Annotated in this window: 10 protein-coding genes and 1 pseudogene; 8 read left to right on the forward strand and 3 right to left on the reverse strand. The window is 70.5% G+C overall.

Annotated features, from left to right (window positions below; genetic code table 11):
* The 3 genes and pseudogenes from C1I95_RS26870 to C1I95_RS26880 all read left to right on the forward strand — a co-directional run.
* Positions 1 to 255: pseudogene (locus C1I95_RS26870) on the forward strand (cation acetate symporter); the annotation flags it as partial.
* Positions 256 to 427: 172 nt separating this feature from the next.
* Positions 428 to 1,192, forward strand: a complete 765-nt coding sequence (locus C1I95_RS26875; RefSeq protein WP_111217901.1) for an ABC transporter ATP-binding protein — start codon at positions 428 to 430, stop codon at positions 1,190 to 1,192.
* Positions 1,177 to 2,868, forward strand: a complete 1,692-nt coding sequence (locus tag C1I95_RS26880) for an ABC transporter permease (protein ID WP_111217891.1) — start codon at positions 1,177 to 1,179, stop codon at positions 2,866 to 2,868. Before C1I95_RS26875 ends, C1I95_RS26880 begins: the two co-directional genes overlap by 16 nt.
* Positions 2,869 to 2,880: 12 nt before the next feature.
* On the opposite strand, the gene C1I95_RS26885 is transcribed toward C1I95_RS26880, so the two are convergent.
* From C1I95_RS26885 to C1I95_RS26895, 3 genes are all read right to left on the reverse strand, one after another.
* Positions 2,881 to 3,792: an endonuclease domain-containing protein gene (locus tag C1I95_RS26885; RefSeq protein WP_111217903.1), complete on the reverse strand. Its 912-nt coding sequence runs from the start codon at positions 3,790 to 3,792 to the stop codon at positions 2,881 to 2,883.
* Between the two features lie 494 nt (positions 3,793 to 4,286).
* A complete protein-coding gene (locus tag C1I95_RS26890; protein ID WP_111217893.1) occupies positions 4,287 to 4,493 on the reverse strand; it encodes a DUF397 domain-containing protein in 207 nt (68 codons plus the stop codon).
* Positions 4,490 to 5,290: a helix-turn-helix domain-containing protein gene (locus C1I95_RS26895; RefSeq protein WP_111217895.1), complete on the reverse strand. Its 801-nt coding sequence runs from the start codon at positions 5,288 to 5,290 to the stop codon at positions 4,490 to 4,492. Before C1I95_RS26895 ends, C1I95_RS26890 begins: the two co-directional genes overlap by 4 nt.
* 600 nt (positions 5,291 to 5,890) lie before the next feature.
* Here C1I95_RS26895 and C1I95_RS26900 point away from each other — a divergent pair.
* From C1I95_RS26900 to C1I95_RS26920, 5 genes are all read left to right on the forward strand, one after another.
* Positions 5,891 to 6,658: a flavin reductase family protein gene (locus C1I95_RS26900; RefSeq protein WP_111217904.1), complete on the forward strand. Its 768-nt coding sequence runs from the start codon at positions 5,891 to 5,893 to the stop codon at positions 6,656 to 6,658.
* 217 nt (positions 6,659 to 6,875) lie between these two features.
* Positions 6,876 to 7,229 (forward strand): DUF485 domain-containing protein, encoded by a 354-nt coding sequence (locus tag C1I95_RS26905; protein WP_111217908.1) that lies wholly within the window; start codon positions 6,876 to 6,878, stop codon positions 7,227 to 7,229.
* Positions 7,230 to 7,234: 5 nt separating this feature from the next.
* Complete coding sequence (locus tag C1I95_RS26910; RefSeq protein ID WP_111217906.1) at positions 7,235 to 8,902, forward strand: monocarboxylic acid transporter; 1,668 nt, start codon at positions 7,235 to 7,237, stop codon at positions 8,900 to 8,902.
* A 114-nt stretch (positions 8,903 to 9,016) separates the two neighbouring features.
* Positions 9,017 to 9,991 carry an NAD-dependent epimerase/dehydratase family protein gene (locus C1I95_RS26915; protein WP_111217897.1) on the forward strand — a complete coding sequence of 325 codons (975 nt, stop codon included), beginning with the start codon at positions 9,017 to 9,019 and terminating at the stop codon, positions 9,989 to 9,991.
* A 66-nt stretch (positions 9,992 to 10,057) separates the two neighbouring features.
* Positions 10,058 to 11,284 carry an LCP family protein gene (locus C1I95_RS26920; RefSeq protein ID WP_111217899.1) on the forward strand — a complete coding sequence of 409 codons (1,227 nt, stop codon included), beginning with the start codon at positions 10,058 to 10,060 and terminating at the stop codon, positions 11,282 to 11,284.
* Positions 11,285 to 11,594: the final 310 nt, after the last annotated feature.

Consider the following 11,594-nt stretch of genomic DNA (forward strand, 5'->3'; position numbering starts at 1 on the left):
GGGCTCACCGACGCGGGGGCGGCGGCCGGGATCCTGGTCGGCGGCGGCGCGGCGGTGACGGCGGTGCTGATCACCGTGCTCGGCCCCCCGCTGACCGGCTGGCCGGCCACCCTCACCGCGCAGCCGGCCGCCTGGACGGTGCCGCTGGCCTTCACGGTGATGGTCGCGGTATCCCTGGCGACCCGCCGCCGCGCGCCGGCCGACATCGGCCGCACCATGCTCCGCCTACACGCCCCCGACACCCTCCGCCTGTAAGCACGCTTGTAAGGAAGGGCCCCTTTTTAACGCCTGCGGTAGAGAAGGGGCCCCTTGTTAACACCTCGGTCCGAAGGCGGGCGTCGGGCGGGTCGCGTACGACTCGGGGATGATCTCCGGCTCCCTCGCGGGTTGGTGGGAGCGCCGGTCCGGACCGGATACCGTCGGTGACATGACTGGTGAGCACCCGGCGCTGGCGCTGCGCGGCCTGGCCAAGAGGTTCGACAGCAAGATCGCGGTGGCCGGCGTGGATCTGGACGTGCCGGCCGGCTCGTTCTACGGGCTGCTCGGCCCGAACGGCGCGGGCAAGACCACCACCCTGTCCATGGCGGTCGGGCTGCTGCGGCCCGACGCCGGCAGCGCCTGGGCGCTCGGGCGCGACGTGTGGGCCGACCCGGTCGGGGCGAAGCAACTGCTCGGCGTCATGCCGGACGGTGTACGCCTGTTCGACCGGCTCAGCGGCGCGGAGCTGCTGGCGTACCACGGTCTGCTGCGCGGCATGGACCCGGCGGTGGTCGATCAGCGTGCGGCCGAACTGCTCGACGTGCTCGCCCTCGCCGACGCCGGCCGTACCCTGGTGGTCGACTACTCGGCCGGCATGAAGAAGAAGATCGGGCTGGCCTGCGCGCTGCTGCACGGGCCGCGGCTGCTGGTGCTGGACGAGCCGTTCGAGGCGGTCGATCCGGTCTCGGCCGCGCTGATCCGCGACATCCTCCAGCGGTACGTCGCCGGCGGCGGGACGGTGGTCTTCTCCAGCCACGTGATGGAGGTCGTGCAGCGGCTCTGCTCGCACGTCGCGATCCTCGCCGACGGCACCATCAAGCGGGTCGGCACGCTGGCGCAGGTACGCGGCGACCGCTCGCTGGAGGAGGTCTTCGTCGAGGTGGTCGGCGGGCGTACGGCCACCGGTGAGGAGCTGGCGTGGCTGTCCCGGTGAACGCCCCGGCGAGCCCCGTCCGGCGCGTCTCGGCTCGGCACTTCGTCCGGCTCAAGCTGCGGGTGATGGGGAACAACTTCCGTGGCCAGGGCTGGCGGGTGGCGCTGTTCATAATCGGGTCGCTGTTCGGGCTCTGGTTCGCCGTCGGCGCCTTCTTCGGCCTGGCGGCCCCCGGGCTGGCCGGCGACGATCGGTACGCGATGCTGGTCGCCGCGTTCGGCGGCGGGCTGGCGGTGCTCGGCTGGCTGCTGCTGCCCCTGGTCTTCTTCGGCGTCGACGAGACGCTCGATCCGGCCCGCTTCGCGTTGCTGCCGCTGACCCGGCGCACCCTGGTCACCGGGCTGTTCGCGGCGGCGCTGGTGAGCGTACCCACGGTTGCCGTGCTGCTGGCGCTCTCCGGCCTGGTGGTCACCGCCGGCGTGTTCGGCGGCTGGCCGGCCGCCCTGGTGGCCGCCGTCGGGGTGATCTCCGGATTGCTCCTCTGCGTGGCCGCGGCACGGGCGGTGACCAGCGCGTTCGCCACCATGCTCCGGTCCCGGCGGGTGCGGGACCTGGCCGCCGTCCTGCTCGCGGTGGCCGCCGCGCTGCTCGGGCCGCTACAGATCGCCGGCCTGGCCGCGATCCAGGACGCCAACTGGGACCGGCTCGCCGGAGTGGCGACGGTGGTCGGCTGGACCCCGTTCGGCGCGCCGTGGACGGCCGGCCTCGACGTGGCCCAGGGACGGGCCTGGGCCGCGCCGCTGAAGCTCCTGATCACCGCGGTGACGATCGCCGCGCTGCTGGCCTGGTGGTCGCGTTCGCTGGAGTCGGCCATGGTGGGCGCGGCGAGCGCCGGCCCGGCGCGGGCGAAGCCGGAGCTGACCGGCGGCGCGGTGGCCCGGCTGTTCCCGCGGGCGGCCGGCTGGCTGCGCCGCGACCAGTTCGGCGCGCTGGTCGCCCGGGAGGCCCGCTACTGGTGGCGGGACGCCCGGCGGCGAGCCAACCTGATCACCATCGCGGTGGTCGGCCTCTTCGTGCCGGTGATGGTCAACCTGGGCGGGCGGGGCTTCACCATCGACAGCGAGCAGGGGTTCAACCCCCTCGGGGAGACGTCACCGGTCCTGGTCAGCCTCTCCATGCTCTTCGTCGGGCTGCTCGCCGCGCTGACCCTGGCCAACCAGTTCGGCTTCGACGGCAGCGCGTACGCCGCGAACGTGGTCGCCGGGGTGCCCGGCCGGCTGGAGCTGCGCGCCCGGATGACCGCCTTCTCGCTGTACGTGCTGCCGATACTGGCGGTGGTCGCCGTGGTGGTGGCGCTGGTGCTCGGCGAACCGGCCTGGATCGGGTTCATGGCGGGCACGCTGGTCGGCACCTACGGCGCGGGGCTGGCCGTCAACTCGTTCGTCTCGGTGCTCGGCGCGTACTCGCTGCCGGAGACGAGCAACCCGTTCGCGATGAACAGCGGTGCCGGGGTGGCCAAGAGTCTGCTGACCCTGGTGGCCATGCTCGCCACCGCCGCGGGTGCCGTACCGATGGTCATCGCCGCCGCGCTGCTCGGCGACGCCTGGCTCTGGCTGGGCCTGCCGCTCGGCGTCGCGTACGGCGTCGGGGCGGCGCTGCTCGGCGCACACCTGGCCGGCGACGTGCTGGACCGCCGCCAGCCCGAACTCCTGGCCACGGTCACCCCACGCCGCTGATCGGAGTTCGGGTCAACGGGGTACGCGGGTGACGTGACCCCGGGAGCGCAGGGCCGCCCGGACCTCGGCGACAAAGCCGTCGAAGTCCTCACGGAGGCGCTTCGCGGTGACGTGCAGGATGATCCAGTCGCCGCCGACCAGTTGGTTGAGCCGTCTGCGGTCCGAGTGAAACTGCTCCGGATTGTCGTGCCAGAGACCGTCGTACTCCACCGCCACCCGATAGTCCGGCCAGGCGAGATCGAGCCGGGCGACGAAACGGCCCCGGTCCGACACGATCCACTGGGTACGCGGCCGGGGCAGCCCGGCCAGCACCAACCGCACCCGGGTCCGCGACTCCTGCGGCGACTCGGCGCCGGCATCCGCCAGATCGACGGCGCGGAGCATCGCCCGCCAGCCCCGGCGGCCCGCTCGCGCGACGGCGTACCCGCGTAGCGCCGGCAGGTCGGTGACACGGCGCGCCAGCAGGGCGTCGATGATCACCACCGCTTCCACCAGGTCGAGCCAGAGTGCCAGGTCCCAGCAGGTGCGCTCGGGTGACGTGACAGCCGGGCCAGCGCGATCGAGAATGTCCCCTGGGTCGATGGGCCCGTGATGGACGCGCAGACCAGCCACGGCACCGACGCGTACGCCGCTCGGCACGAGGACGTCCACCGGGTCGTCGGTGGTGACTTGAGCACACCCGTAGAGCGCCGCAGCGGATCGACCGGCGATCGCCCCGCCCGGCGGAATCAGCCACCGGCCGACAGCGGTGCACCTGGTCCGATGGGTGACGGGCAGTTGGGCATCCGCGTACACGTCGCGAAAGAGCGGGCGCCAGGCGGAACTGCGAAGATCGTTGCGAGTGAGCAGGCCACGGCCGACGGCGACCGAACCACGGAAGACACGCCCCCGCAACTGCGGTGGCCGACGAGGCGATCTGGGCATGCCCTCGACGGTGGCACCTACCACCCCCCGCGCGCTGCCCCTGTGGATAACCGTCGCTCCCCCCGTGCCGCCGCCTGCCGATGCTCCCGCATGATCGCGGGCGGTCCGCCTGACCGTGCTCGATCCAGGATCGAGTGGCCTCGTCGTCGCCCGGAAGCCACTCGATCCTGCATCGAGCACGCTCTTCCCGCGCAGTCGGCTCGGCCAACGGGGCGGCAGTCGGCAGGCTGGTTCGGGGCGTCCCGGCCACGGTAATAGAGCACGATCCACTCCCGAAGGGCGGAGACGGCTGGCGGGCGGTCGCGATGGCAGTGATGCGTCCTGGACCGCCACCGAGCCTGAACTGCTGGTCCCTCACGCCCACCGCCGCCCCTACCGGTGCAGCAAGATCGCGCCCGATCAGGGATCGAGTGGTCTCGGACGCCGATGGAGGCCACTCGATCCTGGATCGAGCGTGATCTTTCCGAGTGGTCGGCTCGCCGCCAGTGAGGCGATCAGCGGGCGGTGCGGGTGGATGCCTCTTGGGTCAGGTCGAGGAAGGACCGCCAAGCGGTCGGCGCGAAGGCGAGCGACGGTCCGGAACGATCCTTGCTGTCCCGCACCAGCACCACCCCGGGCAGGTTGTCCGCCACCTCGACACAGTTGCCACCAGAATCGGTCGAGCGAGTCGACGTGCGCCAGCGAGGTCCAGCAGCGTTCATGGCGTGACCTTCAGCTTTCGGATCAAATCCAGCGAAGTGCTTATGGACAGTGCCTCGCCGAGCAGGCTATCCCACTTCCGGCCGATCAGACGGACCATCTCGGGGTCGTTGATCACATGGCCTCGGGCGGCATTCTCCAGGTAGATCGCCTGCTCACCGTCAGAGAGTTCGACCAGCACGAAGCCGCCACCAAGGCCAACGTGCGCACCGACGCTGAGCGGAACGATGTGCAACCGAACGTGCGGCAGCTCAGCCTCCTCCAACAGCCGGCCAAGCTGCGCGTCGAGTACTGCTGGACCGCCGACCGGACGCCGCACCGCCGTCTCGTCCATCAGGAAGACGCACTGCGGTGGATCTTCCTGCCGCAACAGTTGCTGGCGCAGGAGCTGCTGGCGCTCCATTCGGACGGCGACCAGCTCGTCCACCATGGCCGGTGGCTGTAGCCCACCGGCCGAGATGACGGCTCGGGCGTACTCCTCGGTTTGGAGCAGGCCCGGCACCAGGCAGGGCTCGAAGGCGCGCAACCGGGTCGCCTCCTGCTCGTAGCCCCGCCACGCAGCGAACCAGGACGGGCCGCGCTCCCGGTCGGCCTCCTTGAGCAGTTCGGCGAGCAGGCCGCCGGTTTGCAGCGCCTCGTCGGAGGCCACGGCGAACTCCATGGTCGGCCGGCGGCGGCCGGTCTCGATGGCGGCGATCAGCGACGGGCTCCACTTGATCAGGGCGGCGAGGCCCTCCTGGGAGACGCCAGCAGCGGCACGGGCGGCTTTCAACGCCCTGATCCACATCTCGAAGTTCATCACTCACCCATCTGGTAAGTACGCGAACGCGCTGGGTAGTAATCGCTGGCATCCTCCCCTGCGGCAGGCGCGGAGTCCAGGGTGGAATCGCGCGGCCCGGCCGGTGGAGGCGACGACCCGGCGGCCGGTCCTGCGTCGGGTCGCCCCGGTCATTTCCCCGGCCGGGGCGACCCCCGGATCGAAGGAGGCCACCCCGCATGTCGAACGTGTTCCGCAGGTGTCGAAACGCCGTGCTGCTGTCGTACCGCCGCCTGTCGCCATCCACAGCGAACCCGGACACTGGCCGACCGGCACCCGAGCCACGCCCGCACACCGGGTCTTCGGTGCCGGGACGTCCGGCGAATCAGCTTCCGGGCTGGGCTTCCTGGCCGACGGTCGCTGAGCCCCGGCCCGGCCGGGCCGGCTGGCTCACTCCCGCGCAGACCTGGCGGGCGAACGGGGGCCACTGGTGACCGGGACGCCCGCCGCGCCGGAGAGACTGGTGACCGGGACGCCCGCCTCGCCGGAGAGACTGGTGACCGGGGCGCCCGCCGCGCCGGAGAGATCAGCCCGGCACGGAGGGTCGGCTCGACCGTGAGCCGGTTCGTGCCGCACCTGCCGATGCGCCCGCTCTGGCGTTGCCGAGCCTGCGGGGCGCACTGGCCCTGCCAGCCGGCGCGGCTCTCGTTGCTGGTCGAGTACCGCGAGGATCGGACTGCGCTCCTGGTGTACCTCGGCCTGCTGATGGCGGAGGCCCACGCCCAGCTCAGCCAGCTCAACGGGCAGCTCCACCACGCTGGCCTTCACGACCGTTTCCTGACCTGGGCACGGGCCCGCGGGCCGGCCGAGCGGGTCACAATGTTTCACGTGAATCATGAGCCGGGTGCCCAGATCCACCACACCGACCCGTTCGCCGTGCCGGCGGGCGAGCGCTCGCCGGTACGCCGGCTGCGGGGTCGGCTCGCCGCGCCGGTGACGCTCTGGACGGCGCCCGGGCCAGCCGGGCTGACCGTGTCCTCCACGCTGGTGGCGGAGGGTGAGCCGGACCGGCTGCTCGGCCTGATCGACGCCGAGTCCGACCTGTGGGCGGCGGTCGAGGAGGCCGGGCGGTTCGCAGTCGCGCCGCTCGGGCCACCGCACCGGCAGCTGGCCGACCGGTTCGCCGGGCTGTTCCCGTCGCCCGGCGGCCTGTTCGCCACCGGGAGTTGGACTGACACGCCGTACGGCCCGGTGCCGGCCGACGCCGGCGGGTGGGCGGGGTGTCGGCTCGACAGCGCCCGGGAGTACGGCTGGGCGCTGCTGGTCGAGGCGACCATCGAGGTCGTCGAGCTGGTGACGGAGACCGACCCGTTGTTGCACTACCGGGGCCGGTACCGCGAACTGACCTGAGCGGCCGGTGCATCGACCGGTGCATCGACCTGGTCGGCACCGGCTCAGGAGCACAGCGCCGGCGACCGGTCAACGGAGTGAGCTGGGTCACTCGGCGCAGCGATGCTGCCGTTCGGCGCAGGTGCCGACCGGCACCGATCTCGGCCTTTTCCGGCAGGGAACGCGCTTCCTACCGTGCGCGAAACTCCTGACGCCTGTGAAGGTGGTGATCCACAAGATGTCCACGGACACACCCGCTTCCGCACCGACCGACTCGGTGCCGGAGCGGTACCTCGCGGTCCAACGGTCGGACGAGTTCGCCGGGCTACGCCGCGCGCTGCGCGGATTCGTCTTCCCGATGACCATCGCGTTCTTCCTGTGGTACGCGCTCTACGTGATCCTCTCCGCGTACGCGCGAGACTTCATGGGCACGCGGCTCTTCGGCAGCAACATCAACGTGGCGCTGGTCTTCGGCCTGCTCCAGTTCGTCTCCACCTTCGTCATCGCCTGGCTCTACTCCCGGTACGCCGACCGGAAGATCGACCCGGTGGCCGACAAGATCCGTCACGAGCTCACCGGAGGTGACTCGTGACCACGATGTTCCTCGCAGTCCAGGCGGGCAACACCACCGCCCGCAACCTGACCATCGTGCTGTTCCTGGCGTTCGTGGCGGCCACTCTGGCGATCACGATCTGGGCCAGCCGGCAGACCAAGACCGCCACCGACTTCTACGCGGGCGGCCGGTCGTTCTCCGGCTTCCAGAACGGCATGGCGATCGGCGGCGACTACATGTCCGCCGCGTCCTTCCTCGGCATCGCCGGCATCATCGCGCTCTACGGCTACGACGGCTTCCTGTACTCGATCGGCTTCCTGGTGGCCTGGCTGGTGGCGCTGCTGCTGGTCGCTGAGCTGCTGCGGAACTCGGGCCGGTACACGATGGCCGACGTGCTGGCGTTCCGGATGCGCCAGCGGCCGGTACGCACGGCGGCGGCGGTCTCCACCATCACCGTGTCGATCTTCTACCTGCTGGCCCAGATGGTCGGCGCGGGTGCCCTGGTGGCGCTGCTGCTCGGCATCCGGCCCGGCACCACCTTCCTGGGCATGGACGCGAGCACCGCCAAGGTGGCGACCATCATCATGGTCGGCGCGCTCATGATCATCTACGTCACCGTGGGTGGCATGAAGGGCACCACCTACGTGCAGATCGTCAAGGCGTTCCTGCTCATGGGCGGTGCGCTGTTGATGACCCTGCTGGTGCTGGCGAAGTACAAGTTCAACCTGTCGTCGCTGCTCGGTGACGCGGCGGCGAGTTCCGGGCACGGTGCCGCCTTCCTGGAACCCGGGCTACGGTACGGCGTCGAAGTCGCCGGCAACGCGACACAGACTTTCTACAACAAGGTCGACCTGCTCTCCCTCGGCATCGCCCTGGTGCTCGGCACCGCCGGCCTGCCGCACATCCTGATCCGCTTCTACACCGTCCCGACGGCGAAGGCGGCCCGCAAGAGTGTGCTCTGGGCGATCGGCATCATCGGCTCCTTCTACCTGCTCACCCTGGCGCTCGGCTTCGGCGCGGCGGCGCTGGTCGGTGGCGACGCCATCCGGGAGCAGGACCGGGCCGGCAACACCGCGGCACCACAGTTGGCCGAGGCGCTCGGGATCGACTTCTTCGGCGGTGATCTGGGCGGGGCGGCGATGCTGGCGATCATCGCGGCGGTCGCCTTCGCCACCATCCTGGCGGTGGTCGCGGGGTTGACCCTGGCCTCGTCGTCCAGCCTGGCGCACGACTTCTACGCCAACGTGATCAAGCGGGGCAACACGTCGGAGCGGCAGGAGGTGAACGTCGCCCGGATCTCCGCGCTGGTGATCGGTGCGGTCGCCATCGCCCTGTCGATCTACGCGCAGAACCTGAACGTGGCGTTCCTGGTGGCGCTGGCCTTCGCGGTGGCCGCCTCCGGCAACCTGCCGGCGATCCTCTACAGCCTGTTCTGGAAGCGGTTCAACACCTCAGGCGCGGTGTGGGCGATCTACGGCGGTCTGCTGGCCGCGGTAGTGCTGGTGTTCTTCTCGCCAGTCGTCTCCGGCGCACCGACGGCGATGTTCCCCGACCACGACTGGCAGTGGTTCCCGCTTTCCAACCCGGGCATCCTGTCCATCCCGTTCGGCTTCCTCTGCGGCTGGATCGGCACGGTCATCTCCAAGGAGAGCGACGAGGAGAAGTACGCCGAGTTGGAGGTGCGCGCGCTCACCGGCGCGGGAGCGCACTGATCGAGGCACGACCTGCACTGCGCCTGCGGGTGCACGCGGTTGCGCAGTGTTAAGAGAGGCCCCCGGTACGACGCCCAGCGTCAACCGGGGGCCCCTCCTTATAGGCTGGCGGGTATGAAGGTTGAGCAGCGATTTGGCCCCGGTCACCGCGTTCTGGTCACCGGCGGCGCCGGCTTCGTACCGTCACACTTGGTGGATGCGCTGATCGAGCGCGGCTGCACGGTGGTCGCGCTGGACAACTTCGTCACCGGGTCGAAGGAGAACGTCGCCCACCTGCTCGACACACCGACCTTCACCCTGGTGGAGGCCGACGTCTCCGACGGGCTGCCGGCCCATCCGGCGCTGGCGGAACGGTTCGACGCGATCCTGCACATGGCCTCCCCGGCCAGCCCGACCGACTTCGAGAAGCTGCCGGTGGAGATCCTGCGGGTGGGCTCGGTGGCCACCCTGCACCTGCTGGAGCGCGCGGCCGCCGACGGCGCCCGGTTCCTGCTGGCCTCCACCTCCGAGGCGTACGGCGACCCGAAGGAGCACCCGCAGCGGGAGACGTACTGGGGCAACGTCAACCCGATCGGCGTCCGCAGCGTGTACGACGAGGCCAAGCGCTTCTCCGAGGCGGCCACGATGGCGTACCGCCGGAGTCGGGGGCTGGACACCGCGATCGTACGGATCTTCAACACGTACGGCCCGCGGATGCGCCCGGACGACGGCCGCGCGATCCCGACCTTCATCTCCCAGGCGCTGCGCGGCGAGCCGATCACCGTGCACGGCACGGGCAACCAGACCCGCTCGATCTGCTACGTCGCGGACCTCGTCCGGGGCATCCTGCTGTTGCTCGACTCGACCGAGAGCGGGCCGGTGAACTGCGGCACCGAGCACGAGATGAGCATGCGGGAACTGGCCGAGGCGATCGTGTCACTCTGCGAGAGCAAGTCCGAGGTGGCGTACGTCACTCGCGGCGCGGACGACCCGGAGATGCGCCGGCCGGACCTCACCCTCGCCCGCACGGTGCTCGGGTACGAGCCGACGGTAACGCCCGAGGTGGGCCTGCGACGCACGATTGAGCACTTCCGCGAGCAGGCAGGGTAACCGGCCCGACACGACGCAAACGCCGACGGAAGGCGGCACTGGCCGAGGCTGCGTACCCTGAGTTACATGGCAGCCACCATCCCCGTCGCACTGCCGGTCCCCCACCTGCACCGCAGCGCCGGTCGCGCGGCGGTACCGGGCCCGGATCGACGCGACCGCGCCGCCGGGACGACCGACACCCGCTGGTATCCGTCGTACGACGACGAGCCGGCTTTCCCCAGCGGGCCGGGAGGTCCACGCGGACCGGTGGGACCGGGCGGGCCCGGCGGCGGGCAACCGCCGCGCGGCCGGCGACCGCGTTGGCGTCGGATCGCCCTGGTGGCCGGCGTGGTGGTGCTGGTGCTGGCGCTGATCGGTGGCACCGGTGCGTGGTTCTACGCCCGCAGCCTCGACAACAACCTGGCCCGGACCGACCCGTTCTCGGAGATCACCGGCGGCCGGCCGGCCAAGGCCGTGAACGGCGCGTTGAACATCCTGCTGGTCGGCACCGACTCGCGGGACCCGGACGCACCGATGGACCAGGCCGGTGAGTGGCGCGCCGACACCATCATCGTCATGCACATCCCCGCGGACCATAAGCAGGCGTACCTCGTCTCCATTCCGCGGGACCTGTACGTGCCGATCCCGGAGAGCGCCGGCGCGGCCTGCGACTCCGGCCAACGGCGCAAGATCAATGCGGCGTTCGCCTTCGGCGGGCTGCCGCTGGCGGTACGCACCGTCGAGTGCTTCACCGACGTGCACATCGACCACGTGATGGCGATCGACTTCGGCGGCTTCAAGCAGGTCACCGATGCGCTCGACGGGGTCGACCTGGAGGTGGAGCGGACCATCACCTCGATCCACAAGCCCTACCGGAAGTTCACCAAGGGCACCAACCACATGAACGGCACCGAGGCACTGGACTGGATCCGGCAGCGCAAGCAGTTCCCCGACGGCGACTTCGCCCGGATGCGCCACCAGCAGGAGTTCCTCCGGGCGCTGATGGACAAGGCGGCGAGCACGGGCACGCTGACCAATCCGAAGAAACTCAACGCATTCCTCAGGTCCGTGACCGACGCGGTCACCGTCGACCAGGGATTCTCGCTAACCGACATGGCCGTGCAGTTCCGCAACCTGCGGGGCGAGAACCTCACCTTCGTCACCAGCCCACATCTGGGCAGCGACACGATCAACGGCGAGTCGGTGGTCGTCTCCGACCGGGAGAACGCCCTGACCATGTACCGGGCGATGTCCGCCGACACGATGGCCGACTGGGTGCGGGCGAACAAGAAGCCAAAGTCCGACAACGGCTGACGACGGGCGCTGCGGCTGACGACGGGCGTTGCGGCCAATGATCCGCAGCGCCCGTCCCAGTTCACCGCCCACCGGCCAACCGGCCGCCGCCAGCGCTGTTGCTATCGCTGAAGATTCCCTGTGAACCAACCGCCGACCGTCTATTTGGATCTGTACGTTCGGCCATTTCAGCAGGATGACACGGCGGAGAACGGTGGCTGGCCAGCAAGCGAACTCGCCACGGCGGGAATGCGTACGTAAAGTGTTCCCGCCCCCCCGAGTACACGAGCTGGAGCATGCATGCCGGTTCACAGCCCCTCTCTGCTCGAGC

The sequence above is a fragment of the Micromonospora craterilacus genome, assembly GCF_003236315.1.
Lineage (GTDB): Bacteria > Actinomycetota > Actinomycetes > Mycobacteriales > Micromonosporaceae > Micromonospora > Micromonospora craterilacus.